This window comes from Halorubrum sodomense, from assembly GCF_900111935.1.
Classification (GTDB): Archaea; Halobacteriota; Halobacteria; order Halobacteriales; family Haloferacaceae; genus Halorubrum; species Halorubrum sodomense.
Genome location: NZ_FOYN01000002.1, coordinates 530,708 through 555,827 on the forward strand (window position 1 = coordinate 530,708; position 25,120 = coordinate 555,827).

Sequence of the window (25,120 nt, forward strand, 5' to 3'; positions counted from 1 at the left end):
CGGCCGCGCGCTGATAAGGGTTTAGCTCCGCCGGCGCGCGCGGCCGCGAGCGCCCCGCGAGTTCGCCCGCCGTCACCGCAGCGCCGAGATCAGCGCGATGCCGCCCGCCAGGAGCAGCGCGAGCGCGGCCACCGGCTGGCCGCCGCCGACCGCGAGCGTCACCCCGTAGACGAGGCCGGCCGCGAGCGCGCCGACGAGCAGGCCCGACCCCGCGTGGACCGCGACGTTCCGCCGCGCTCGGGCGCCCCGACCGACCTGCTCTCCGAGGCCGACGCCGTGGTCGGCGATGTCCCACGCGACCGCGAGGCCGACGGCGGCGACGAGCAGCGCCTCGGGGGGAGCGCCCCGGTACCCCGCGAGCGCGAGTCCGACCACGCCGACGGCCGCGCCCCACGTCAGGACTCGGGCCGATCCCCGGAGCGAGCCCCCGAGGAACCCGAGCGCGGCGACGCCGAGCAGCGCGCCGCCGGTCGGGCTCGCGACCGACGCTGCGGTCGCCGCGACCCCCGCCGCCGCGAGGCTCGCGGCGATCGCGACCGTCGGCGGCCGCGCGTCGATCTCGTGGGAGTCGGCGCCGGCGTCGTCGCGGCTCTCTCCGCTCGCTCCGCGTTCCCCGTCTCGAACCGCGTCGCTCATCGCGACCACCGCCTCGTCGCGGCCGCGACCGCCACCGGGAAGGAGTCGTCGCCCCACTCCAGCGCGCGGATCCCCGCCGACCGAAGCGCCCGTAACCGCTGGCGGCGCTCGAAGGTCGTCAGCCGCTGGCCGGCGGTCTCGGTCGTCGTCGGATCCGGCGAGAGCACCGTCACGAGGTGACCGTGCGCGTCGATCCGACGGGCGAGCGACGCCGCGGTGTCGTCGACGAGCGGGGTGAAGAACAGCACCTGCGCGTCGGCGGGGATCCGCCGCCGGAACCGCCGGAGCCACAGCGACCGGTAGAACCGCTCGTCGCTCGGGGTCGGGGCCAGCGCCGGGTCGGTGGCCAGCGTCTCGCGCCCGCGGGCCGCGTGGACGGTTCCGCTCCCCGGCGGGAGCCAGCAGTCCAGCGGCGACAGCGCCGCGATCCCGACTCGGTCGCCGCCGTCGAGCAGCGCGGAGAACGCCTGTCCGGCGGCCGAGACGCTCGCCTCTACCGCCGTCTCGGCGTCGGGATCGGCGGCGGCGTACGCGGACTCGCGGGCGTCGACGAGCAGCACGACGGTGGCGGCGCGCTCCTCGCGCAGTTCGACGGTCGACAGCTCCCCCGTCCGCGCCCGCCGGTTCCAGTCGATCCGCTTGAGCGGGTCGCCCCGGCGGTACTCCCGGGTCGCGTGGAACTCGACGCCGGCCCCGCCCACGTCGGTCGGCACCCTCCCGTGGTGGACGGTCGTCAGCCCGCGAAGCGGGAGGTCCCCGCCGGCGGACAGCTCCGGGGTACAGGCGATCGCCGTCGGCGCGTCGAAGGCCGTCGTGCGCTCGCGCGCACCGGCCGCGTCGCGCGTGATCGCGGTCATCGCTTCCCACTCGTGATCGCCGCGGGCGGCGCGCACGATGTATTCGAACGTCACCGCCGTTCCCGGCCGCAACGCGGTCCCGACTCGGGCCGGCCCGTCGACGACCGCCAGCCCCGGCGGGACGCCGTCGACGAGCCGGAGGTCCGGGAGCGCACCCTCTCCGACGTTCTCCGCGCGGACGGTGACGCGCACCTCGTCGCCCGGCGCCGGCGTCTCGTCGCTCACCGACCGCGTCACCGCCAGCGTCGGCGTCGGCGCGTCGCCGGCCCGGGCGTAGACGGCGTAGCCGACGCCGACGGCGCCCGCGAGCACCAGCGACGACTGCCGAACGAGCACGCCGAGGCCGACGAGCGCCAGCGCCGCGCCCGCGATCCCCAGCCAGCGATCCGTCTCGATCTCCCGTCGAGACTCCCGATCGGTCGGGGCGCCGGCGGACTCCGCCGCGGCCGCGTCAACGGACTCCGTCGCGTCCGCGTCGCTCTCCCGTCCGGTCGCGTCGCTCTCCCGTCCGGTCGCGTCGTCCGCGCTCGGGTCGCTCTCCCCGTTTCGATCCGACGCGTCCGAATCGGACGCGACGGCCGCTCCCCGCGGATCGCTCACGCGTCACCCCGCGACTCGATCCGTTCGATCTCGTCGATCACGGCCCGGAGCCCGTACCAGTAGTTCGACCGCCCCCGGACCCCGGCGGACAGGCGGACGCGCAGCGGGTACGCGGTCCGCGTGTCGAAGAAGGCGGCGGCGGCGCCGTCGTCGGTCCACGTCCCGTCGTCGACGGCCGCCGCCGCCGCCTCCCGAGAGCAGTTGCGGTCGCGGGCGACGGCGGTGATCGAGACCTCTCGGATCCGGTCGCGGAGGTCCCGGCGGTCCCGATAGCCGCCGGGCGCCGGGCTGGCGGCCCGAGCGATTCGCTCGTCGAGGGCCGCGCCGGGCACCGCGGCCGGCGCGCGGCGCTCCGGGTCTCCGGGATCCGCCGGGACCCGCCGTCGCTCTCGGCGCGCGTTCGCGTACCGAATGCCCTGAACCACGCCGAGGACGCCGATCAGCGTGACGACGGTCGACGTGGGGGAGATCGCCGACGCCACGCCGCGGTCGAGCGCCGCGAGCAGGCCGACGGCGACCGCCAGCACCCCCGCGACGGCGAGGGGGCGCACTACCGGTCACCCCCGTCGGACGCGGCGCCCGCGGCGGCGACCCGACTGCGGCTCACGACTCCCCCCCGTGCCGTTCTTCGATCTCGCGCAGCGCCTCGACGGCGCGGCGCTCGCGGTCGTCCGTCGCGTCCTCGCCGCCGTACCGCACGCGCTCGAACACCTCGGTGAGCGCGGTCACCGGCGCCTCATCGACCCCGGCGTCGACCGCGGCGGTCGCGAACTCAGCCGGCGTCGACGAGGCCGGGCGGTCGACGTCGAGCGCGTCGGTCATGTCGCGCCACGCGCGGTACACCTCGTTGTCCGCCTCAGACGACTCGATCCGGTCCGCGGCCTCGCCGGCCGTCCGCCCGATCGCGTCGAGGTCCGGCGGCTCCTCGGCCGGTGGATCGGGCCGGCCGCTCCCGTCGCCCCCGGTCCCTTCGTCGTCGCCGCCGGCGAGGAGGAGGGCGGCGACGCTCGCGACGACCGCGACGGCGATGACGACCGCGAACAGGATCTGCGGTGCCGACGCCGCGCCCTCCCCGCTGCCGAGTCCGCTACCGCCGACGGCGCCGGCCGGCAACAGCCCGGTTCCGTTCCCGCCGAGGCCGAGCGCGGCCGAGACGGCTCCCGCGCCCGAACCGCACGTCGACAGCACCCAAAAGAGGAAGGCGACCGGCGTGCCCATCACGCCGGCAACGGTAACGCTCACGAACGGCGACGCGGTGTCGCGGTACGTCACGGCGGCGATCAGTAGCACCCCGAAGACGAGCGCCGCGACGGCCGGTGGCTCCCTGAGGAACGGGAGGCAGATCCCCGAGACCGACACCGTACCCGCCTCGCCCGACGAGGTGAGGATCCCGGGGGTCCCGCTCCCCTCTCCGACGCTCGGGGCGTCCCCGGCGCCTCCGCCGAACCCGCCGCTACCGGTGTCGACGGCGGTGTTCAGCGTCGCTGCCGCGACGCCGAGCGCGACGAGGGCGAGGAGGGCGACGACGACCGCGACGAGGGCGTCCCGCTTCACGTCCCCGAATACGCCGGCCGCCACGAATAGCTTTCGGCGAGCGGCGGGCTGCCCGCGCGCTCGGTCGGGGCGCCCGCTACGCGCCCTCGCTTCCGTCCACGAGGTCGTCGAGCGGCGTGGTCGGGAACAGCGCGCCGACGTCGGGGTCGGGGTCGACGAGGCGGTACGCGGTCCCGTCGCGCTCGACGACGCCGGCGGCCGCGAGGTGGTCGAGGTGCGAGAACGCCTCCCCGGGGCCGTGGAGGACGTGGATCTCCTCCAGCGAGCCGAACAGCGCGGCGGAGACCTCCCACGCGGTCGCGGGCCCCGACCCGTCGAGGACCTCGATCACCCGGCGGGTCCGGTGGCGGTGGTGGTCGAGGATCGCCGCCGCGCGTCGGCTCGGGTCGTCGATCCGTCGGCGGTGGCCGGGGTGGGCGGCGTCGAAGTCGCGGGCGACGATCCGCGCGAGGCTCTCGGCGTAGGCGGCGAGCGCCCCCTCGACGCGCACGTCCGCGCCGCCGACGTTCGGGGTGTACTTCGGGAGGAGCGCGTCGCCGGTGAAGGCCTCCTCCGTCGCGTCGTCCCCCGCCACGGGGTCGTGGCCCGGCACCGTTCGCGGGTCGAACGCGAACCCGGAGAGCCCCGCGGTGTGGCCGGGGAGGTGGAGGACCTCGAGCCCGACGCCGCCGGCCCTGATCGCGTCGCCGTCGGAAACCGTCGTCACGTCCGCCGGTCGCCCCGAGAGGTCCGCGCTGACCGCGTCGAAGAAGCCGCTCAGGCGCTCCCGGTCGGCGTCGGGCATCCCCCACCGCTCGAACGTCTCGCGCTGGAGGTCGCGGTCGGCGAACAGCGGCGTCTCGGTCCCGTCGACGAGTGCCGCGTCGGCCTCGTGGACGTACACCTCGGCGCCGCCCGCGGCCTGAATCTCGCCGGCGAGCCCCGCGTGGTCCGGGTGCCAGTGGGTGAGCGCGATCGCGTCGACATCGCGGAACGAGAGCCCGTGCTCCGCGAGACCGTCGACCAACTCCTCGCGTACCGCCGGGAGCGCGACGCCGGTGTCGACGAGCGCGGTCGCCTCGCCGTCGAGGAGGTAGACGTCGTTCGCGCCCTCGAAGACGGTGTTGCCGAGCTGGATCCGTTTCACACGGACCCCTCGCCCGCCGGCCATTTCACGGTTTCCACCGCGGCGCGCGAGTCGCATCGGTGGCCGCCGCCTCGCCGCCGATCACTCGACGTGGACGCCGGTGAACTCGAAGCGCGCCCCGCCGTCGGATCCCGCGGTGACGCTCACGTCCCACCCGTGCGCCTCGGCGACGCGTTCGACGATGGCGAGGCCGAATCCCGTCCCGTCCGGGTCCGTCGTGTGGCCGGCTTCGAGGACCTCCTCGCGTTCGTCCTCGGGAATCCCCGGGCCGTCGTCCGCGACGTAGAACCCGTCCTCGAGGTCACCGACGGTGACGGTGACCGCCGAGCCCCCGTGCGAGACGGCGTTCCGCAGGAGGTTCTCGAGCAGCTGTTTGAGCCGGCTCCGGTCGGCGCGGACCGCCGTCGTCGCCTCCGCGCGCAGGGCCGCGTCCGCGGTGTCGACGCCCGTCCAGCACTCCTCGGTGACCGCGCCGAGGTCGACCGGTTCGAGCGACTCGACGTCGACGCCCTCGCGCGCCAGCGTCAGGAGGTCGTCGATGAGCGTCGCCATGCGGTCGTGGGCCCGCGCGACCGCGTCGAGGTGTTCGGCGTCGCCCTCCTCGCGGGCGAGGTCGAGGTGCCCCCGCGCCACGTCCAGCGGGTTCCGGAGGTCGTGCGAGACGATGCTCGCGAACTCGTCGAGCCGCTCGTTCTGCCGCTCCAACTCCCGCTCTCGGCGCTTCCGCTCGGTGATGTCCCGGATGACGCCCACCCGGCCGAGCTCATCTCGATCGTCGAGGTCGGCCCGGCCGGTGCGGTCGGTTTGGCCGGTGCGGTCGGTCCGGCCGGTGCGGTCGGTTTGGCCGGTTCGGTCGGTTTGGCCGGTTCGGTCGGTCCGGCCGAACCGCATCTCCGCGGGGAACGAGTCGCCGTGTTCGGTCTCGAACTCGTACTCGATCACGCCGGCGTCGCGGCCCTCCTCGCGCATCGCCGCGCGCTCCCGGCGCGCCCGCTCCGCGGTCTCCTCGCTCACCCAGTCGTAGATGTCCGTTCCGAGGAGTTCCTCGCGGTCGACGCCTTTCATCTCCGCGTACCGCTCGTTGACGTAGACGATCGTCCCGTCGGATCGAATCGCGTAGACGGCGTCGTCGAGCGACTCCAGGATCGTCTCGTACCGGCGCAGGTCCCGCGCCTGCCGACCCTCGTCGCGGTCCCCCATCTGTGTTCGCCTCGGACTTCAGGCCGGCCGGTAATAAACCATCGTTGCGGCCGTCCCCGCTTCCCGTCCGCCTCGACCCCGATCCGTTGAGGCTTTGCTTCTCCCGCCCGTTCCGGTGGTATGGAGTATCAACCGGGCGTGTGTAACATCGGACCGACCCAACAGCGACGGCGGCTCCTCCTCGGCGTCGGGTCGCTGGTGGCGGCCGCGGCCTACGTCGCGGCGGTCGTCGCGCTCGCGTGGCCGCGGTGGGCGCTGATCGCCTCCGTGCTCCCGCTGTACGGCGCCGCGATGGGGGCGTTACAGTACCGCGAGCGCTTCTGTATCGGCTTCGCCGGCATGGGCGTCTTCGACGTGGGCGACGGGGCGAACGAGATCCAAAACGAGGAGGCGCTCGCCGCGGACCGCAAGAAGGCGGTCCGGCTCAACGCGAAGGCGGTGGGAGTCGGCGTTGCGGGGACGGTGGTCGTCTTCGCCGCGGTGACGATTTTCCTATAACTGGTCGCGGGAGCGCGAGTCGATCTGTTATAAATTGTCGGTTGCGGATCGGCGGCGAACACCGCCAAAGCCTCAGTCGGGAAAAGATACGACAGTGGTTGTAATAAATAACTGATCGACACGAACAACATCGAAGCCCCAGCCGTGAGGCGGGCGCACACTCGCTGTGCTCCTCGGTCGCTCACTTCGTTCGCTCCCTGCGGTGCTTGCGTCGTCTGCGCCCGCCTCACGGCTGCCCCTTCGAGTCCCACCCGACCGCACCGCACAGCGCCTCACACCTCCCCAGCCTCGTCGCTCGCTTGGGGCTCCCTCCGGTCGCCCGCACCGCTCGCGACTCCCTCGCGCGTGCTCCTCGCGGCCGCCGAGGGCGGCCGCTCGCAGGCACGCGCCACCGCACAGCACCGCGATCCGTGTGTGGTCACCGCGATCCGTGTGTGGTCACGGACGAGGTATCAACACGAACGTGCGTATAGAAAAGCATTAGAACCGGCTCGGTAACCACGTAAGTGAATGAGTCTGTCCGATGCGGACCGCGAGCTCGTGACCGCGGAGCTCGGTCGGGAACCGACGGCGGCCGAGGCCGCGCTGTTCGAGAACCTCTGGAGCGAGCACTGCGCGTACCGCTCCTCGCGGCCCTTGCTGTCGGCGTTCGACAGCGAGGGCGATCAGGTCGTGGTCGGTCCCGGCGACGACGCCGCGGTCCTCGCGCTGCCGGAGCCCGACGCGGCGGACCGTCCCGCGGCCGAGCGCGACGCCGACGACTACGGCGACACCTACGTCACGTTCGGCGTCGAGAGCCACAACCACCCCTCGTTCGTCGACCCGTTCGACGGCGCGGCCACCGGCGTCGGCGGCATCGTCCGCGACACGATGAGCATGGGCGCGTACCCGATCGGACTCCTCGACTCGCTGTACTTCGGCGGCTTCGACCGCGAGCGCTCCCGGTACCTCTTCGAGGGCGTCGTCGAGGGCATCTCCCACTACGGCAACTGTATCGGCGTCCCAACGGTCGGCGGCAGCGTCGCCTTCCACGCCGGCTACGAGGGGAATCCCCTCGTCAACGTCGCCTGCGTCGGCGTCACGGACGAGGACCGGCTCGTCACGGCCACCGCGAACGAGCCGGGCAACAAACTGGTCCTCGTCGGCAACGGCACCGGCCGCGACGGGCTCGGCGGCGCGTCCTTCGCCTCGGAAGACCTCGCGGAGGACGCCGAGACCGAGGACCGCCCCGCGGTACAGGTGGGCGACCCCTACGCCGAGAAGCGACTGATCGAGTGTAACGAGGCCCTCGTGGACGAGGACCTGATCCGCTCGGCCCGCGACCTCGGCGCGGCCGGGCTCGGCGGCGCCTCCTCGGAGCTCGTCGCGAAGGGCGGGCTCGGCGCGCGGATCCACCTCGACCGCGTCCACCAGCGCGAGCCGAACATGAACCCCACCGAGATCCTGCTCGCCGAGAGCCAAGAGCGGATGTGCTACGAGGTCGCGCCCGACGACGTCGACCGCGTCGCCGCGCTCGCGGAGCGGTTCGACCTCGGCTGCTCGGTCATCGGCGAGGTGACCGACGGGAACTACGTCTGCGAGTTCGCGCGCGACGCCGAGGACGACGGCGGCGCGGGCGACCGCGAGGTCGTCGTCGACGCGCCCGCCGAGTTCCTCGCGGACGGCGCCCCGATGAACGACCTCGAGAGCGAGCCCCCGAGCCCGCCCGAGCGCGACCTCCCCGACGACGAGCCCCCGCTCGACGAGGCGGTCGCGGCCGTCCTCGGAGCGCCCTCGACCGCGAGCAAGCGCTGGGTGTACCGGCAGTACGACCACGAGGTCGGGACGCGCACGGCCCTGAAGCCGGGCGACGACGCCGCGCTGCTGGCGGTCCGAGAGACGGAAACGGAGACCGGAGCCGACGAGGCGGGCGACGACCCCGGCGACGGCGTCGGCCTCGCGCTCGCCGCCGGCGCGAACCCGAAGTGGACCGCGGTCGCGCCGTACGAGGGCGCCCGCGCGGTCGCGCTGGAGAACGCGACGAACCTCGCCGCGACCGGCGCGGTCCCGCTCGCCGCGGTCGACTGCCTCAACGGCGGCAACCCCGAGAAGCCGGACGTGTACGGCGCGTTCGAGGGGATCGTCGACGGGCTCGCGGACGCCTGCGCCGCGCTCGACGCGCCCGTCGTCGGCGGTAACGTCTCGCTGTATAACGACAGCGTCGAGGGCCCGATCCCCCCGACGCCGACGCTCGCGGTGCTGGGGACGACGCGGGGCTACGACGCGCCGCCGGCCGCGCTCGACGGCGAGCGCGCGGCCGACTCCGAACTGCTGCTCGTCGGCGCCGGCGGCGACGCGCTCGGCGGTTCCGAGTACCTCGCGAACGCCGGCGGGAGCGACCGGTTCCCGACGCTGCCGGACGAGTCCGGCGCCGCGGACGACCTCGGCGGCCTCGTCGCGTCGCTGGCGGCGGCCGCCCGCCACGAGTCGACGCTCGCCGCTCACGACGTGAGCGAGGGCGGGCTCGCGGTCGCGCTCGCGGAGCTGGTGACCGGCGACGCCGGCGTCGACGCGACGCTTCCCGACCGCGTCGCGGCCTTCGACGAGACGCCCGGACGCCTCCTCGTCCAGACGACCGACCCCGAGGCGGTCGCGGCCGCGGCGGGCGACCTCCCCGTCTTCCGGGTCGGCGAGGTGACGACCGACGGGACGCTCTCGCTCGCGGTCGGTGACGAGTCGGTCGCGCTCCCGGCCGACGCGGTCCGTGACCACCGCGACGTTATCGATCGGGAATTGTCCTGAACCGTCGCGAAGCGACGGACGGGCCCCGCCTGGCCGTGATCGGCTCTCGCGTTCTCCCGACTTCGGCGGCGCGAGAGCGAGCGATACGCTTTTAGGTGCTCCTAAAGTATGTGACGGCAACCGCGGGACGCCGGTCGCCCGGCGCCCGCCCCTCATCGATGGCATCCACGGAACCAGTCGGCACGACGCGCTCGGTCGAGTCGGACGACGCGACGGCCGAGGGATCGGACGACGCGACGGGCGGTCATCGAACGGACACCGCTTCCGACGACGCGGGCTCGTCGCCCGGAGACCCGGTGTTGTCGCTGTCTGCCGTTACGAAGGCGTTCGGCCCCGAGACCGCCGTCGACGACGTCTCGCTCGACGTCCGGTCCGGCGAACTGCTGACGTTCCTCGGCCCCTCCGGGTGCGGCAAGACGACGACGCTCCGAACCATCGCGGGCCTCGAGGAGCCGACCGAGGGTCGGATCGCCCTCGGTGACGAGGTGGTCGCCGGCGACGGGGCGTTCGTCCCGCCCGAGCAGCGCGACGTGGGCATCGTCTTCCAGAACTTCGCGCTGTTCCCCCACCTCACCGTCCGCGAGAACATCGCGTTCGGCCTGACCGACGCCGACGCCGCCGAGAGCGAGGCGCGCGTCGACGAACTGCTCGAACTGGTCGAGATGGTCGACCACGGCGGGAAGACGCCCGACCAGCTCTCCGGCGGCCAGAAGCAGCGCGTCGCGCTCGCCCGCTCGCTCGCGCCCGAGCCCGAGGTGCTCCTCTTAGACGAGCCGTTCTCGAACCTCGACGTGCGGCTCCGCGTGGAGATGCGCGAGGAGGTGCGCCGTATCCTGAAGGAGGCGGGCGTCACCGCAGTCTCGGTCACCCACGACCAGGAGGAGGCGCTCTCCATCTCCGACCGCGTCGCCGTGATGAACGACGGGACGATCGAGCAGGTCGGCCGCCCCGAGTCAGTCTTCGAGCGCCCCGAGTCGAAGTTCGTCGCCTCCTTCCTCGGGCGGGCGTCGTTCCTGGAGGGCGAGCTCCGCGACGGGAAGGTCGACACCGGGATCGGCCGCTTCGACGCGGTGACGCTGGAGGGGTACGACACCGTCTACGACGGCGCGCCCGTCGACGTCCTCGTGCGCCCCGACGACCTCCGCGCGACGCCGGCGAGCCCCGACCTCGCAGACGGCGTCGTCACCTCGCGGCAGTACGTCGGCCCCTCGTTCGTCTACCGGGTCGAGCTCGACTCCGGCGAGGCGGTCCACTGCCTCCACAACCACGTCGAGGAGTTCGACCTCGACGAGCCCGTCTCCCTGGAGCTCACCGCGGACCACCCGCTCGCCTGGTACCCGCGGTAGTCGCACCGCTACACCGCGTCGGGAACTATTTCACACGCAGCGAACGCTGCGCTCAGAAGGTCGCGAGGAACGGGATCGCGTACGCGATCAGCAGGCCGACGAGCGTGACGGCCGCGCCGATACCGACCTCGCGACTGCCGAACTCCTGCATCGGGGCGGTCACGCGCTTGTCCGGATCGGGCTCGTGCGAGTGGTCGTCCATGGCCGCGGCTCCGGCCGGGAGGCATATAAGCCCACCTGAAGCCGATGGCGGCGGCTCCCTCGGCGCCGGAGCGCCACCGGTCCTCCCGCCACGCGCCGAGAGACCGCGCTGAACGGGCGGGCCGCCGCGCGGCCCGCGACGTCAGCGACGGATCGCGCTATCGCGTCATCGATCCGCGCGGGTAATATCGTCAAAAAAGAAAGTTACATATGCTTCGTTGCGGGACGCCAATATACGGTCAATTGACACAACCATGACAAACGTCCTCACGCTAGCGTTCGTCGGTGTCATCCCGATCGCGGTCGCGTTCGTCCTGCTCGCCGGACTCAGGTGGTCGGCCGCCCGGGCGATGGGGGTCGGGTGGCTGCTCGCGACCGGGATCGGGATCACGTACTGGGGCATGGAGCTCGACTGGCTGGTCGCGTCGGCCGTCTACGGCGCGTTTCAGGCGGTCGACATCATCCTCATCGTCTTCGGCGCCATCCTCCTGATGAACTACCTCGAGGGAAGCGGCGCCATCGCCACCATCCGGTGGTACTTCGGGCAGATCGAGGAGGACAGGCGCATCCAGGTGCTGCTTATCGGGCTCGGCTTCATGACGATCATCGAGGGCGCGGCCGGGTTCGGGACGCCCGGCGCGCTCGCCGCGCCGCTGTTCATCGGGCTCGGCTTCCCGCCGCTGGCCGCCGCGGTGTTCGGCCTGTTCTTCAACGCGCCGAACCCGCCGTTCGGCGCGGCCGGGACGCCGGTCATCGGCGGGACCGGCGCCGTCATCGAACCGGCGCTGTCGGGCTCGGTGAGCGTCGCCGAGTTCCTCTCGATGGTCTCCGCGTGGTCCGGGGTCGTCACGGGGGTGACGTACGTGTTCTGGGGCCTCCTCGGCGTGTTCTTCCTGACGTACTGGTTCGGCGACGCCGACGGCGGCCGGAGCGTCGGCGGCGCCGTCCGCGACACGCTCCCCATCGCCCCGTTCGCGCTCCTGCTCGGCGCCGTCACCGGCGGGACGCAGCTGGCGATCGCGTGGTTCGTCGGCCCCGCGCTCCCCGACATCGCGGCCGGCTTCGTCGTCCTCGGCGTCGGGCTCCTGCTCGCGAACAACGACGTCCTCGTCCCCGACCGCGAGTGGGACTTCCCGAGCGACTCGACGTGGAGCGACACCTGGCTCGGCGGGCTCGACCTCGACGAGATCTCCCGCGACCGGCCGCAAAAGGAGATGTCGGTGCTGCTGGCGTGGACGCCGTACCTGCTCGTCGCGGTCGCGCTGCTCGTCACGCGGTGGCCGAACCTCACCGTCGCCGGCACCGAGGTGCTCGCGTGGATCCAGAGCTTCTCGGTCAGCGTCGACTCGATCCTCGGCACGGAGCTCGGCTACACGCTCCAGTACCTCTACCTCCCGGGGACGATGCCGTTCATCCCCATCGCCGTCCTCACGGGGCTCATCCACAGGATGGACACCGACGAGATGGGGGCCGCGTGGCGGCGCTCGGTCGAGCAGGTCGCGCCCGCCGCGCTCACGCTGATCATCGCGGTGTCGATGACGCAGGTGATGATCCAGTCGCAGACGAACACCGCGGACCTCCTCGGCATGATGGAGGCGCTCAGCCGGGCGCTCGCGATCGGCGCGGGCGGGCTGCTCCCGATGATATCGCCGTGGATCGGCGCCATCGGTTCCTTCATGACCGGGAGCAACACCTCCTCGAACATCCTCTTCAGCGTGCTCCAGTACAACGCCGCCGAGACGGTCGGCCTCTCCCGGACGATCGTCGTCAGCCTCCAGAACGTCGGCGGCGGCCTCGGCAACATGGTCTCGGTGCTGAACGTCGCCGCCATCTGCGGCGTCGTCGGCATCACCGGCCGCGAGGGCGACCTGCTCCGCAAGGCGATCGTCCCGATGGCCCTGTTCGCGCTGTTCGCCGGACTGTTCGGAATGCTCCTGAGCTACGTCCTCGTCCCCGGGCTGTTCTGACCCGGGACGGAGCGTTTTCGGAGAAACGCTTTCCCGCAGCCGACTTGAAACATGGGTCGAACGACTTGATGTCGAAGACCGCTATGAGCGACTCACGAACGCCTGAGGAGGGCTCGGCCGGAAGTGACGACGGCGGTCCCGAGCGATCGCCCCGCTACGAACAGGTAATCCGGTGGGCCGAATACATCAAAACGCAGCCGCCGGAGGTGTGGGGCCCACAGCAGAACGCGGTTGTAAACGGCCAGATCGAGAGCGCGCAGGCGGTCGACGTGAGCGCCGAGGAGAAGAAGCGAATCCGGGAGTTCGCGGACGACGTGTTGGAGGCGGAACGCGGTGAGGATGGCGACGCGGACGGAAAATAACCCCTCTGGTCACAGGTCGTCGAGGTTGGCTTCGGGACAACCGAGCATACGGGCAAAGATGGTAGGCGGAGGGTTTGTTATATACGTATATCTGTGAAAATTCCAACTGACGATCATGGACCTATCTGCCGGTCGCGACCTTATTCCCCGCTGGAGTACTAGAGTTCTCGACGCGTCCGTGTAACGTAGTGGTTTCTACGTTGGGAAACGGCAATATCAAGCGATTGTATCTCAGTCGTCGTCGCCTTCTTCGTCGTCGCCTTCGTCGTCGCCTTCTTCGTCGTCGCCTTCGTCGTCGCCTTCTTCGTCGTCGCCTTCTTCGTCGCCTTCTTCGTCGTCGCCTTCTTCGTCGCCTTCTTCGTCGTCGCCTTCGTCGTCGCCTTCTTCGTCGTCGCCTTCGTCGTCGCCTTCTTCGTCGCCGCAATAAACCTCGAACGTCCGCGTCTTGTCTACGGTCGTTCCGGTTTCGATGACCGTCCCCTCAAACCTGAGCGTGAGTTCCGCACGTCCGGATCCCTCGCATTCAACGGTGATGAACGCTTCCTCACCGATACAGAGGACTCCGTCGTCATCTTCACACCTGTCGTTCTCGTCGGCCTTCTCTCCACTGTCGTCCTCTTCATCTCCGTCGTCACTCCCTCTGTCGTCTTCAATTTCGATCTCTTCCCCCTCGATCTCGTCAATTGCGCTGCCTTTCTGATCGACCGTTATCGTTAGGTCGAGTGTTCCACCGAACTGGTTCGTGACCTGTATCACGCGGGTTCCGTCGTCACCGGAGACCGTGTGAGCGATCTGGTCCAACCCCAGATACGCGTTCTCGTCTTCCACGACGTTCACCGACACCTCCCGCTCGGCCGAGACGCTGCTGAACGCGCCGGTGCCGACGCTCATCGCGCCGGAGCTCGCACCGCCGAGCAGCAGGACGAAGTTCCGTCGTTTCATTTGCGATGAGTTCGCACAGTCCGTTCGCTCGATCCAACGCGTCCCGACCGTAAGGTTATGCGGCGCCGGAACCGCAGAAAGCGCCGCTTGAAACCGCTCGCCTTACGTCAGTTCCGGGGGTTCGTCGGGTTCGCCGACCTTCATCTCCGCGGTGTAGTACTTGTGCGTGATCGCGGAGAACGCGAACGCCACGACGATGGCGACCGTCCACGCCATGTCGGGAAGGAGGACGAACGGCCACGCGTCCAGCGCCACCGCGCCGGTGAGCGCGGTGGCGACGCCCGAGAGCCCCAGGTAGTAGGTGCTCCACGGGATCTCCTTCCCCTCGACGACGTCCATGTAGAGGTCGACGTTCTGGATCGCTTCCGTGGGCTCGACGATGCCCCGGTCCTTGTTGAACTCGACGACGCCCGCGTCGTCCATCTTCGGCAGGTGGGACTGCTGGAGCGCGGTGTACACGCGCTTGCGCTCGTTGCCGGTGATCTCGGCCGTGTCGATCCCGTTCTCCCACGCCGCGATCTGTTCGGCCATGTCGCCGATCTCGAACCGCTCCTTCTCCTCCCGCTTCAGCAGGTGAACCGCGAACCGCCGCCGCTGGTTCGCCAGTACGTCGAACAGCTCGTCCTCGGACACCTCCGTCGCCGGTTCTGCCCCCTCCCCGTCAATCTGCTGTACCGACGCCATTTCTGTCTGACACATATGAACACGCCAACATAAATCCCGTGGTTATGATAATCTGCTAAACTTTCTCTCCGTTCAAACAACCGCTCGCACAGGTGCGATATACGGCGTCTTTAGGCCTTCAAAACCGTATTAATCGTATTTTGGCAACTTACTTTCACAGGCGCATTGCGCTATTTATCGGATTCCATCATATTCCGTAGCATCTCACCAGCAACGATTGCCGCTTCAGGACGGGGCTGAACGGTCCCGAATAGGTGCTCAGGCCGGACCTGAATCGATTCGGTCGGGATTCAGGCGGGGTCGGAACCGGCCGGCCGGGGGTTCAGTCCCGCCCGGAAGTGTTTCTGGAACTTCATTACGATATGGGATAGGCCCCATGGGTGTGGTAGAGCGACCCCGGGTGACGCGAGATGTCCCGCGTCGGCTGCTCGCGGGTCGTGTGCGGACACAACGAGGTTACACAACTATGGCAAACCGACGCAAGTTCCTCGCCGGACTGGGCGCATTGGCTTCAGGTAGCGCAGCTGCGGTTGGTACGGGTGCGTTTACGAGTACGGCCGCTGGCCGTGAAGTTTCGGTGAATGTCGCAGGCGACCAGAGCGCGTACCTCGGGCTTGAAGCGGGAGACAGTGACCACGCGTATACGGAAAACGGTGAGCTGAAGCTTGCCTTTGATGGGAGTCAGGTCAGTGGTGCTGGTGTGAACACGAACGCATTTATCAAGTTCAACGACCTGTTCACTATCCGAAATAATAGCTCCGAAAAAATTACTGTCTGGCTCGATCAGGGCGGCTCGGGGGCACCGGATATCGGTAACGGTGCGGACGCCAACTTCCTAAGCAACGTCCAGTCTAACTCAACTGGCGGAAGTATCCCCGAATACGTGTTCTTCTGGTCGTTCGCTCGCGACGATCAACCGCCTAGCTACGATCCTTTCGGGACTGACGGTCTTGGAAACAACTTTGAAACGGGTCTCGACGACTACAGCGTCTTAGCCCCGACGAATATTGACACGGATATTAATGATAGTATTTTCAACCGCGCTGGACAGCATCCTGCTGTTCTGGAGTCCGGCGACTCTCTGACTATCAACTTCCAGATCAATACAAAAGATCAGGCCAATATCGATATCGATCCCAGCGACCTGACGAACGCATCCGGAAACGTGGTACTCAACGGCTTCAGCCACGATTTCGCCGTCGATATCCAGAGCTGAGCACTCAATAACTACTTCCCCATATTGGTGTACGGCGGTTCAATTCCGCCGGTGGGCCTCGGGATAAATTATGAAACGACGTAAGTTCATCGCCGGTCTAGGAGCCTTGGCCACTGGTAGTGCGGCAGCAATAGGAACTGGTGCGTTCACGAGTCTAAGTGTGAGTCGGAACGTCTCTGTGTCAGTGTCTCCCGATTCAAATGCGTACCTACAATTGAAGCCGCTGAGTACGCCGAACTCAAACGAATTCGTTGACGGGTCTGGGGGTCGTTCGGATACTCTTTCAATTTCGATAGGTGAGAACAAAATCGGCGGGAAAGGTGTGAATGAACAGGCTGAAACGTTTTTTGATGACCTGTTTTCGATTACCAACCAAGGCTCACAACCGGTCTGGATCTGGATGAAGTCGAATATTCCTGGTGTAAATTACTATAATTCCGACATTGACGAGGGAATCAGCCTTGACGGCAACAACGTGTTCAACGACAGAGAGGTGATCCAGTATGTTGAGGTCGGAGACGGATTCAACGTTGGTCTGACAATCAACACTGTCGGGAGACCGTCTGACCGAGACGGCCAATCGACGATCATTGCTAAGGCTGACGAGGAAGACGTACCCGACGAACCCGGGCACGCAGTACAGAACTCTGACAGAGGCGGTCCCCGGACGTAACTACCGCTAATAATCCTGTTGGCGCCAATCCATATTCGGTCTCAGATACTGTTATTTATTTGTAATAAGGTCGCTGAGGATTGAACGCACCAGATCCGGTGAGTAATCAGACCCTTCAGTGAATCAAGGACCACAATACGAAAACACTCTGAGAACAATATGTATTCAACTAACTGATGCCGACTGCCCGACGGATTCTAATACTGGTCCTGCTAGCCGCTTCCGCAGCCACCGCACTCGCCTTCGCCACGGGCGCGGCGGTGGTCGACGGCCCCGCTGACACCGTCGCCAACGGCGACCTCGCGATCCAACCGGCCGACGGCCCGAACGGACGGTACGCCTACCTGAACGACGACGACGAGATCGCGATCGACGTGTCGGCGTCGAACCCGAACATCCGAGATCCCTCCTTCGAGGGCGTGAACGTCGATTCGACCGGCAGGATCGACGATGTGTTTACGATCACGTACACGGCCGACGAGTACGCGCACGTTTGGATCGAGTACGCGAGCGAGAACGTCACCTTCGTCGCCGACGGCGACTCGATCGAGGGCGAGGCGAACAACGTCACGCTCGCGCCGAACGAGACGGTCGCGGTCGGGCTCGCGTTCGACACGCGCGGGAAGACTGCCGGGACGCAGTTGGGCGCCGACGAGTTCTCGATCGAGGCGAAGATCGCGGAGCCGGACGAGGTGACGACCCAAGCGATGGGCGCGTCGACCCAGCAAATCGGCGACGGCGGCCCGACTACGACGGTCGTCTCCCCGAGCGCGGACCGCCGCGGGTTCGTCGCGAGCGGTATCGAGTCCGGCGAGGAGGTCCGGTTCCTGGCCGACGGCATGGAAATCGACGGCGAGAACGTCACCCTCGAGGGGATCGACCTGATGGGCGTCCGGACCGAGCGCGTCGAACTGGACGCTGCGGGGAGCTCGGACCCCTTCGCGAACGGGAGCGCGCTGACCGCGCCGACGCGTCCCCGCCCGGTCGGGTACCTCTCGCTCGACTACGACTTCGCGCCCGACGCGGTCGACGCGATGACGATCCGGTTCAGCGCGGACCCGGCGTACCTCAACGCGACCGGGACCGACCCCGAGGACGTGACGCTCTACCGGCGGACGGACGCGGGCGACTGGGAGGCGAAGCCCGTGGCGGTCGTCGACGAGGCGGTCGTCGATATCCTCGGGCTCCCCGAGGACCGCGTCCACTTCCGCGCGACGACCGAACCGTTCTCGACGTTCGCGGTCGCGACGCGGGAGCCCCGATACGACGTGACCGAGGCGACGGTCGCGCCCGAGGCGGTCGACCCCGGCGAGAACGTCACGGTCCGGGCGACCCTGCGGAACGGGGGCGGCGCGCCCGGCGAGCGCACGGTGACGCTGACGGCGAACGGCACCCCGGTCGCGAACGCGACGGTCGCGCTCGCGCCGAACGAGACGGCGACGGTCGCGCTTCGCGGGACCTTCGAGACCGCCGGCGCATACGGGCTGGCGGTCGACGGGACCCCGGTCGGCACCCTGCTCGTTGGCGACCCAGCGAGCGACGACGCGGGGGGATCGGGCGACGAGTCGAATGTCGGCACTGACGAGTCCGCCACTGTTACCGGGCCCTCGGAAGAGCCGTTCGGGATCGATCCGGCCGACCTCGCCGGTCCGCTCGCGCTCATGATAATCTCTCTTGCCACCCTCGCGCTCGTCCGGCGGATGCCGCGATGACTGGTCGGTCGGCGGGGGTGGCTCTCGTCCGGACCGCCCTCTCGGGCATCGATTTTGCGGCGGTGAGTCGCGCGCCGACAGTTCTTAACCGCTGGTCGCCGACCTCGGACCCGTGATGACGTCCGCGACCGACGGGGGGGACCGCGCTGCCAACGCCGCCGACCGGCGCGCGGACCGCGCGTTCCGCCGGGAGCTGTTCGCGAGCGTCCGCGCGGTCGACCTGCTCGCGCTGCTCGCGGTGCCGGCGGTCCTGCTCGCGGTGTTCACGCTGCCGGAAGCGACCCGGCGCTCGCTCGCGTTCGCGTACACCGACCCGACGCTGCCGTCGGCGTTCACGGCGCACTACGTCCACCTCGGCGCCGACCACCTCCTCGGGAACCTCGTCGGGTACGGGCTCCTCGCCGGCGTCGGCTACGCGCTCGCGGTCCTGAGCGGGCGCCGCCGCCTCTTTTTCACGGCGTTCGTCACCTACCTCGGCGCGTTTCCGTTCGCGCTGTCCGCGCTGAACCTCGCCGTCCCGCGGGACGCGATCGGGTTCGGCTTCTCCGGCGTCAACATGGCGCTCGCGGGACTGCTCCCGATCCTGTGGTACTGTTACGCCCGCGAGCAGTTCGCGCCCGCGGCCTCCGTCGCCGCGCTGCCGGCGGTCTTCTTCGCGCTCGTCGGATGGATCGCGCTCCTCGCGCTCCCCGTCTCGACGGAGGGAATCGGGCTCGCGGGGCCGGCGATCGGCCTCGCGGGCGCGCTCCTCGCGGTGCTGTACGCGGCCGGCAGCGGGGTGCGGTTCCCGCGCCCGATCCGGACACACGCGAAATCGGTCGCGTCGCGCCCCGGCTACGGCGACCTGCTTGCCGTCGGCGCGGTGGTGGCGGTCGGGTACCCCGTGGTCGGCTTCCCGTCGAACCCCGCCGGCGGGGGGAGCGTCGTGAACCTCTACGTCCACTTCCTCGGGTTCTGTCTCGGCTTCATCGCCCCGTTCGCGCTGCTCGCGGGCGGCGCCTTCGACGGCTAGGGCCGTCCGCAACCGTCCGGACTCGCCTCCACCCACGAACTTATTAGGACACGCCGCCCTTCAGCGATCGACGGCTACCTGACGCTCGCGCGACAGGAACCCGATTCCGACGGTCGTCCGCGAGCCCGTCCCGCTCGAGTCCGACACAATGTCCATCAAACGAACGCTGTCCGTGGCCCTCCAGGTGGCCGCGGTGCTGGTCGTCCTCTCGCTCGTCGTCGGGCAGTTCCTCGGCCAACCGATCCTCCTCAGCTACGTCGAGACGGGGAGCATGCAGCCGACGCTCGACCCGGGCGACGGGTTCGTGGCGATCCCGGCCCAGATCGCGGGCGATATCAGGCCGGGAGATGTCGTGACCTTCGAGGCTCAAGAGATCCAGGGCGGCGGCCTCACGACCCACCGAGTCGTCGAGGAGACCGAACGCGGGTACATCACCCGCGGGGACAACAACCCCTTCACCGATCAGGACGGGGGTGAGCCGGTCGTTCAGGACGCGCAGATCGTCGCGAAGGCGCTCCAGATCGGCGGTGGCGTCGTCGTGATCCCTCATCTGGGTACCGCCGCCATGGGCTTCCAGTCCGCGCTCGGCGCCGTCCAGACGCGGTTGGCGGTCACGTTCGGTGCCCGAGCGTTCCTGGGAACGCAGGGGCTCGCGTACATCGTCTTCGGGCTGTCGATGGTCGCGTACGCGGTCGACTGGTACCTCCACGCCGGCACGCGCGACCGCGGCTCGCGCGACCGCTCCCGCGACGACGGCACCTCCGTGCTGGCGATCCTCGGCGTGTTGGCGCTGGTGCTGATGGCGACGGCGACGGCCGCGATGGTCGTCCCCGCCGGGACACAAGAGTACGGCGTCGTGAGCGCCGAGTTCGAGTCGGAGAACCCGACCGTCATCGAGCGCGGCACGAGCCAGGAGATCGAGTACGTCGTCCCCAACTCGGGGCTCGTCCCCGTGTACGCGTATGTCACGCCGGCCAGCCCGGGCGTCGACGTCGACCCGCAGCGGCTCTCGGTCGGCAGTCGCGGCGAGGCGTCGACGACGGTGACGCTGTCCGCGCCCGACGAGACCGGGTACTACCGGCTCTTCGTCGTCGAACACCGCTACCTCGCCGTGTTGCCGCCCGGTATCGTCGACGAGCTGTACGGGGTCCACCCCTGGGCGCCGCTCGTCGCGATAAACGGGCTTCTCGGCGGCGGTATCGTCGGAATCGGGTTGGTGCTGTTGCGCGGCGAGCCCGCCCGGATCCGGTCGCGCGACTCCCGCGAGCGGCCCCCCCTCCACAGGCGACTCCTCCGCGAGTTCTACAGGTGACCATGGCTTCAGACCCAAACGAAACCCGTCTCCGACTCCGCGCCGTTTTGAACGCACAGTCCACGGCGATACTCGTCGTCTGCCTCCTCCTGGTCGCGGTCGGCGCGGGGCTCGCGTACACGACGCACGTCGATCCCGGCACGGAGACGCAGACGCGGACGGTCTCCTCGCTCACCGTCGAAAGCGAGTACCGGCACAGCGCGACCGTGACGGAGCCGAACGCCGTCTTCGAGACCGGCGCGGTGCTCGACGAGCGAAGCACGTACTTCACGCGGATCGCTCCCGAACTCGACGTGAGCGTGGCGACGAGCTACGCGGCGTCGACCGCCGAGAACGTGACCGTCGAACTGGCTTCCGCCCTCGTGATTCGCAACGTCGGTGAGCAGGGGACCGTCTACTGGCGCGAGACGGAGCCGCTCGCGTCGGAGACCGTCTCGAACGTCGCCCCCGGCGAGCCCGTGAACGCCTCGTTCACGCTCAACAGCACCGCGATCGACGGGCGAGTGGCGGCGATCGAAGAGGGGCTCGGCGCCTCGCCCGGACAGACAGAGACGTTCGTCAGGACCGAGGTCGCCGTCGACGGGTCGATCGGTGGCGTCCCCACGACGTCGACGCAGACGCTCGACATGACGATATCCCACGACGGCGCCACCTACTCCGTCTCCGATCCCGGCGTCCAGTCCGCCACAACGGAGCGGACCGTGTCGGAGACCGTCGAGCGGGAGTACGGCGTGCTCCGGTCGTTCGGCGGCCCGCTCCTCCTGTTCGTCGGCCTCGTCGGCGCCGGCGGGATCGGCTACGCGACCCGGGAGTACGACCTCGCGCTCACGCCCGCGGAGCGCGAGTACCTCTCGTACCGCGACGACCGCTCGGAGTTCGACGAGTGGATCACGACGTTCCGGCTCCCGGGATCCGTTCACGAGCGCCCCACCGCCGAGGCGGGTTCGCTCCGGGACCTCGTCGACTTCGCGATAGACAACGACACCGGCGTCGTGAAGGACCCCGAGACGGGGGCCTTCCACGCCGTTTCCGGGGAGTTCATCTACACCTACCGCCCGCCCGCGCCGGGCAGCGCCGCCGACGAGGAGACTGCCGACGGTGCGGAGGTCGGCGGCGGCGCAGATTCGGGGGCGACCGCGCCGGAGGGCACGGGCTCGGCCGCGACCGCCTCGCCCCCGTCCGAGGACGGCGACTCGCCGGACGGCGGGACCGACGACGCCGGCGTCGACGTGCCGGAGGAAGCGGACGTCTGGGGGACTGACGCCCGCTCGACCGACGACGACGCGGACGGGATGGACGGTCAGAGCGACGACCGGGCCTGATCCGTCCCGGCCGCGACCGGTTCCTCCGACCGCCGTTCAGTCGCCTCCGCTCTCGGTTCGCGCTGGCCGCCTACGTCGACGCCTCGTAGCCGGCGTCCTCGATCGCGGCCACGACCGCGTCGAGGTCGGCGTCGCCCTCGACGGTCGCGGTGCCCGCCTCGTGGTCGGCGCTCGCGGACTCGACTTCCGGCAGCTCACCGAGCGCGTCGGTCACGTTGTCCTCGCAGCCCGTACACGACATACCGTCGACGTCTATCGTCGTCATACGCGGCCGTTGGCGCCGCGGGCACAATTGCCTTTCCGTCGCCCCCGAGGCCGACCGGTTTCCCGGACGCCCGACGCCCGGACGGCCGACGCCCGGACGCCTTTTGCCCGCGCCGGTCGAACGCCCGGCCATGCGCACGCTCGACGAGACGGACCGAGAGATCATCCGGCTGCTGCTGGCCGACGCCAGGCGCCCGTACAGCGACATCGCCGAGCGCGTGGACCTGTCGGCGCCCGCGGTGTCGGACCGCGTCGACCGGCTCCGCGAGATAGGGGTGATCGAGGGGTTCACGCTCCGGATCGACGGCGACGCGCTCTCCGACGGGCTGCGAGCCCTCGCGACGCTTTCCGTCGCGCCCGCGCACGCCGACCGCGTCCACGAGGCGGTCGCGGGCCACGAGCGCGTCGAACACGCGTTCCTCACCGCCGACGGCGAGGTGACGGTCGTCGCGCGCGTCGAGGAGGGGACCGCCCGCGACCTCGTCGACGACGCGGTCGGGTTAGAGACCGTGACCGAGCTGTCGGTGCGGCCGCTCGACGCCCACGAGTGGTCGCCCGCGGTCGGCGACGCGGACCTCGCGGTCGACTGCGTCGAGTGCGGCAACACCGTCACCGCCGAGGGGGAGTCGGCCCGGATCGACGGGACGCTGTACCACTTCTGTTGCGGCTCCTGTCGGGAGAACTTCGAGGAGCGGTTCGACCGGATCGAGGAAGGGGCGTAGTCGGGGGGTCTCCGGCGCCGAGGAGAGTAACGTACTTGAGTGCCCGCCGGTTAGCCGGAGTCGCAGTCCCGTGGTGTAGTGGCCAATCATAATGGCCTTTGGAGGGAATCCGTCCGCGTTCGTGACGCAAACGCGGTCGTTGGGCGTTCCGGCAAGGACGCTCGTCGGGTGCCCGAAGTCAGCCATTGACGGCGGTTCGAATCCGCCCGGGACTATTCTCCGAACGAAGTGAGGACGAATAGTCCCGACCACGGGTTCGAAGCAGGGAACGGAGCGAAGCGGAGTGACTGAGGTTCGAATCCGCCCGGGACTACTTCCGCCGCGAGCAACGACGCGAGCCGAAGGTATCCTCGGTCTGGAGCCGCCTACGCCCCGTCGAAGAACTCGTCGAAGAGGTCTCGGACGCGCCCCTCGATCTCGTCGCGGATCTCGCGGACGCGCTCGATGTCCTGCCCGTGCGGGTCGTCGAGGGCCCAGTCGCGCCCCTCCACGCCGTCGGCGAGCGTCAGCGTCGAACAGCCCATCGTGGCGACCACGTCGCACGCGTCGAGTTCGGCGGTCGAGACCTCGCGGGGGACGCGGTCGGAGAGGTCCACGTCGACCTCCTCCATCGCCTCCACGACCTCGGGGTGGACCTCGTCGGCCGGGCGCGTCCCGCCGGTCACGATCTCGACGCGGTCGTCGAGGCCGCGCTCGCGGCGCTCCCGCTCCGCGAACGCGGCCGACATCTGGCTGCGACCGGCGTTCTGGACGCAGACGAACCCGAACGTGACGACGTCGTCGCTCATACGGGACCGTTCCGACGGGTCCGGATAACGGTTGCTATGAGGAGTATAGAGCGGTACGTAGTCCGCGTGACGCGGTCCGATGGCCGCCGCTCACTCCAGCACGACCGAGAACCCCCACGTCGTCGACGACTCCGGTTCGGCGTCGGCGGTAACGGTCGAAATCGTCGTCTCGAAGCGGTACTCGCCGACCGGGAGGCAGGCGTCCTCACCGGGCGTCGCGTACAGGTCGACGAGCCGCTCGCTCGACTCGCCGGCGGCGATCCCGAACGTCCGGTACTCCTCCGTGACCGCGATCTGGTCGGTGAGCCGCCAGCAGTCGGGTTCGGCGGGGTACTCCTCGCCGCCGGGAAGGAGCACGAGCGCGTCGTCTTCGTCGTAGACGTACTCGAAGTGGACGGCCCGCCCGTCGCCGACGCGCACCCGCTCGTCGCCCGCGTTCGTCAGCGTCGTCCGGAGCTGCGGCGGGCGGTCCTCCGTCGCGGCCTCGTAGGAGACTTCCACGCTCGGCTGGACTCCAACGTCCACGTCGCCGTCGGTGGCGACGATCGAGACGCCCGGGCCGCCGGTCCCCTCCGGACGCGTGCCGCCGGCGTCGCCGCCGTTCCCGTCCGACCCCGGCGGCCCGTCGGAGTCGTTCCCGTCGCCGCCGGTCGACGCGCAGCCGGCGAGAGCGGCCAGCCCGCCCGCGCCCCCGACCGCCCGGATGTACCGCCGTCGCGTCCGCGTCATAATAGGCCCGAGAGCACCGGCGCACGTATAGCCTTACTGTCGGGGCGCTCCCCCGCGGATCGTGTGTGTCATTTTTTACCATGTGGGTCGTTGGGGTCGTATGGACATCAGCGATTACCGGGACGCGGTCGCGGCGAACCGACGCGCACACGGCTTCGAGGCGGTCGAGGCGGGGACGGACGCGTTCGAGCGGCTGTGGGCGGCCCGCGAGACGGACGACACGCTCGGCGACGTGGCGGTGTTGGCGACGCTCGTGGGGGCGGACGAGAGCGAGACGGACGGGGTCGACGCGGAGACGCTCGTCGACGTCGCGGCGTCGTTCCGCGAGGTGCTCGCCGACCGGATCGACCCCCGACCGGGGCGCGCGGACGGCGGCGAGGCCCCGACGCCGATCGGCTACGTGACGTTCGCGGTCCCGGATCCGGACGCGTCGCTGCTCGACGCGATGTCCGGGTTCACGGTCGCGAAGCGGCGGACGAACGTCTTCCCGCTCGTGTACGACACCCGGGCGGAGCGGCTCCACCGCCACGAGGTGCCGCGGCTGAAGGGGCGGGGCATCTACCGCCGGCAGGCGGACGACGCCGAGCGGCTTTACGACGTATAAGCAGTGGTGTTC

The 25,120-nt window shown here is 69.7% G+C and carries 25 protein-coding genes and 1 tRNA gene; 14 read left to right on the top strand and 12 right to left on the bottom strand.

What is annotated here, in order from left to right:
- Nucleotides 1-72: 72 nt before the first annotated feature.
- From BM286_RS07525 to BM286_RS07550, 6 genes are all read right to left on the bottom strand, one after another.
- Nucleotides 73-693: a DUF7519 family protein gene (locus tag BM286_RS07525; RefSeq protein ID WP_092920949.1), complete on the bottom strand. Its 621-nt coding sequence runs from the start codon at nt 691-693 to the stop codon at nt 73-75.
- Nucleotides 633-2,093, bottom strand: coding sequence for a DUF58 domain-containing protein (locus BM286_RS07530; protein WP_092920950.1), 1,461 nt, complete (start codon nt 2,091-2,093; stop codon nt 633-635). The genes BM286_RS07525 and BM286_RS07530 overlap by 61 nt, the downstream gene beginning before the upstream one ends.
- Complete coding sequence (locus tag BM286_RS07535; RefSeq protein ID WP_092920951.1) at nt 2,090-2,644, bottom strand: DUF7269 family protein; 555 nt, start codon at nt 2,642-2,644, stop codon at nt 2,090-2,092. Before BM286_RS07535 ends, BM286_RS07530 begins: the two co-directional genes overlap by 4 nt.
- A gap of 52 nt (nt 2,645-2,696) precedes the next feature.
- Nucleotides 2,697-3,647 carry a DUF4129 domain-containing protein gene (locus tag BM286_RS07540; protein WP_092920952.1) on the bottom strand — a complete coding sequence of 317 codons (951 nt, stop codon included), beginning with the start codon at nt 3,645-3,647 and terminating at the stop codon, nt 2,697-2,699.
- A gap of 76 nt (nt 3,648-3,723) precedes the next feature.
- Nucleotides 3,724-4,773 carry an MBL fold metallo-hydrolase gene (locus tag BM286_RS07545; RefSeq protein WP_092920953.1) on the bottom strand — a complete coding sequence of 350 codons (1,050 nt, stop codon included), beginning with the start codon at nt 4,771-4,773 and terminating at the stop codon, nt 3,724-3,726.
- An 81-nt stretch (nt 4,774-4,854) separates the two neighbouring features.
- Nucleotides 4,855-5,973, bottom strand: coding sequence for a PAS domain-containing sensor histidine kinase (locus tag BM286_RS07550; protein ID WP_092920954.1), 1,119 nt, complete (start codon nt 5,971-5,973; stop codon nt 4,855-4,857).
- Nucleotides 5,974-6,093: 120 nt separating this feature from the next.
- Between BM286_RS07550 and BM286_RS07555 the strand changes: the two genes are divergently transcribed.
- The 3 genes from BM286_RS07555 to BM286_RS07565 all read left to right on the top strand — a co-directional run bounded on the left by BM286_RS07555 (nt 6,094) and on the right by BM286_RS07565 (nt 10,598).
- A complete protein-coding gene (locus tag BM286_RS07555; protein WP_092920955.1) occupies nt 6,094-6,471 on the top strand; it encodes a hypothetical protein in 378 nt (125 codons plus the stop codon).
- Between the two features lie 510 nt (nt 6,472-6,981).
- On the top strand, nt 6,982-9,252 hold the full coding sequence (purL, locus tag BM286_RS07560) for a phosphoribosylformylglycinamidine synthase subunit PurL (protein ID WP_092920956.1): 2,271 nt from the start codon (nt 6,982-6,984) through the stop codon (nt 9,250-9,252).
- 158 nt (nt 9,253-9,410) lie between these two features.
- On the top strand, nt 9,411-10,598 hold the full coding sequence (locus tag BM286_RS07565) for an ABC transporter ATP-binding protein (protein WP_092920957.1): 1,188 nt from the start codon (nt 9,411-9,413) through the stop codon (nt 10,596-10,598).
- Nucleotides 10,599-10,650: 52 nt separating this feature from the next.
- Here BM286_RS07565 and BM286_RS15560 read toward each other — a convergent pair whose 3' ends face one another.
- On the bottom strand, nt 10,651-10,800 hold the full coding sequence (locus tag BM286_RS15560; protein WP_167603354.1) for a DUF7550 family protein: 150 nt from the start codon (nt 10,798-10,800) through the stop codon (nt 10,651-10,653).
- A gap of 253 nt (nt 10,801-11,053) precedes the next feature.
- On the opposite strand from BM286_RS15560, the gene BM286_RS07570 reads away from it, so the two are divergent.
- Together BM286_RS07570 and BM286_RS07575 are read left to right on the top strand one after the other, a co-directional pair.
- The gene (locus BM286_RS07570; protein ID WP_092920958.1) at nt 11,054-12,766 is read left to right on the top strand and encodes an L-lactate permease; all 1,713 of its coding nucleotides are present in this window, start codon (nt 11,054-11,056) and stop codon (nt 12,764-12,766) included.
- 83 nt (nt 12,767-12,849) lie between these two features.
- Nucleotides 12,850-13,128, top strand: coding sequence for a hypothetical protein (locus BM286_RS07575; protein ID WP_092921353.1), 279 nt, complete (start codon nt 12,850-12,852; stop codon nt 13,126-13,128).
- 231 nt (nt 13,129-13,359) lie between these two features.
- Here BM286_RS07575 and BM286_RS15745 read toward each other — a convergent pair whose 3' ends face one another.
- Together BM286_RS15745 and BM286_RS07585 are read right to left on the bottom strand one after the other, a co-directional pair.
- Complete coding sequence (locus tag BM286_RS15745; protein ID WP_174548997.1) at nt 13,360-14,070, bottom strand: hypothetical protein; 711 nt, start codon at nt 14,068-14,070, stop codon at nt 13,360-13,362.
- A 102-nt stretch (nt 14,071-14,172) separates the two neighbouring features.
- Complete coding sequence (locus BM286_RS07585; protein WP_092920959.1) at nt 14,173-14,754, bottom strand: DUF7344 domain-containing protein; 582 nt, start codon at nt 14,752-14,754, stop codon at nt 14,173-14,175.
- A gap of 466 nt (nt 14,755-15,220) precedes the next feature.
- Between BM286_RS07585 and BM286_RS07590 the strand changes: the two genes are divergently transcribed.
- The 6 genes from BM286_RS07590 to BM286_RS07610 all read left to right on the top strand — a co-directional run bounded on the left by BM286_RS07590 (nt 15,221) and on the right by BM286_RS07610 (nt 22,001).
- A complete protein-coding gene (locus tag BM286_RS07590; protein ID WP_143103858.1) occupies nt 15,221-15,970 on the top strand; it encodes a hypothetical protein in 750 nt (249 codons plus the stop codon).
- Nucleotides 15,971-16,040: 70 nt separating this feature from the next.
- Nucleotides 16,041-16,643 carry a hypothetical protein gene (locus BM286_RS15165; protein WP_143103859.1) on the top strand — a complete coding sequence of 201 codons (603 nt, stop codon included), beginning with the start codon at nt 16,041-16,043 and terminating at the stop codon, nt 16,641-16,643.
- 176 nt (nt 16,644-16,819) lie between these two features.
- Nucleotides 16,820-18,355, top strand: coding sequence for a CARDB domain-containing protein (locus BM286_RS07595; RefSeq protein WP_092920961.1), 1,536 nt, complete (start codon nt 16,820-16,822; stop codon nt 18,353-18,355).
- Nucleotides 18,356-18,470: 115 nt separating this feature from the next.
- A complete protein-coding gene (locus tag BM286_RS07600; RefSeq protein WP_092920962.1) occupies nt 18,471-19,367 on the top strand; it encodes a hypothetical protein in 897 nt (298 codons plus the stop codon).
- A 148-nt stretch (nt 19,368-19,515) separates the two neighbouring features.
- Complete coding sequence (locus BM286_RS07605) at nt 19,516-20,679, top strand: signal peptidase I (RefSeq protein ID WP_092920963.1); 1,164 nt, start codon at nt 19,516-19,518, stop codon at nt 20,677-20,679.
- A 2-nt stretch (nt 20,680-20,681) separates the two neighbouring features.
- A complete protein-coding gene (locus BM286_RS07610; RefSeq protein ID WP_092920964.1) occupies nt 20,682-22,001 on the top strand; it encodes a DUF5305 domain-containing protein in 1,320 nt (439 codons plus the stop codon).
- Nucleotides 22,002-22,071: 70 nt separating this feature from the next.
- Here the strand turns inward: BM286_RS07610 and BM286_RS07615 are convergent, their stop codons facing one another.
- On the bottom strand, nt 22,072-22,266 hold the full coding sequence (locus BM286_RS07615) for a heavy-metal-associated domain-containing protein (protein WP_092920965.1): 195 nt from the start codon (nt 22,264-22,266) through the stop codon (nt 22,072-22,074).
- 130 nt (nt 22,267-22,396) lie between these two features.
- On the opposite strand from BM286_RS07615, the gene BM286_RS07620 reads away from it, so the two are divergent.
- Nucleotides 22,397-22,987, top strand: a complete 591-nt coding sequence (locus BM286_RS07620) for an AsnC family transcriptional regulator (RefSeq protein WP_092920966.1) — start codon at nt 22,397-22,399, stop codon at nt 22,985-22,987.
- A 64-nt stretch (nt 22,988-23,051) separates the two neighbouring features.
- Nucleotides 23,052-23,202: transfer RNA gene (locus BM286_RS15565), tRNA-Gln, on the top strand.
- A gap of 150 nt (nt 23,203-23,352) precedes the next feature.
- Here BM286_RS15565 and BM286_RS07625 read toward each other — a convergent pair.
- Together BM286_RS07625 and BM286_RS07630 are read right to left on the bottom strand one after the other, a co-directional pair.
- Entirely contained in the window at nt 23,353-23,775 is a 423-nt protein-coding gene (locus BM286_RS07625) for an arsenate-mycothiol transferase ArsC (RefSeq protein WP_092920967.1), read from the bottom strand.
- A gap of 90 nt (nt 23,776-23,865) precedes the next feature.
- Nucleotides 23,866-24,504, bottom strand: coding sequence for a hypothetical protein (locus tag BM286_RS07630; protein ID WP_092920968.1), 639 nt, complete (start codon nt 24,502-24,504; stop codon nt 23,866-23,868).
- Between the two features lie 100 nt (nt 24,505-24,604).
- On the opposite strand from BM286_RS07630, the gene BM286_RS07635 reads away from it, so the two are divergent.
- Nucleotides 24,605-25,108, top strand: coding sequence for a hypothetical protein (locus tag BM286_RS07635; protein WP_092920969.1), 504 nt, complete (start codon nt 24,605-24,607; stop codon nt 25,106-25,108).
- The last annotated feature ends 12 nt before the right edge of the window (nt 25,109-25,120 follow it).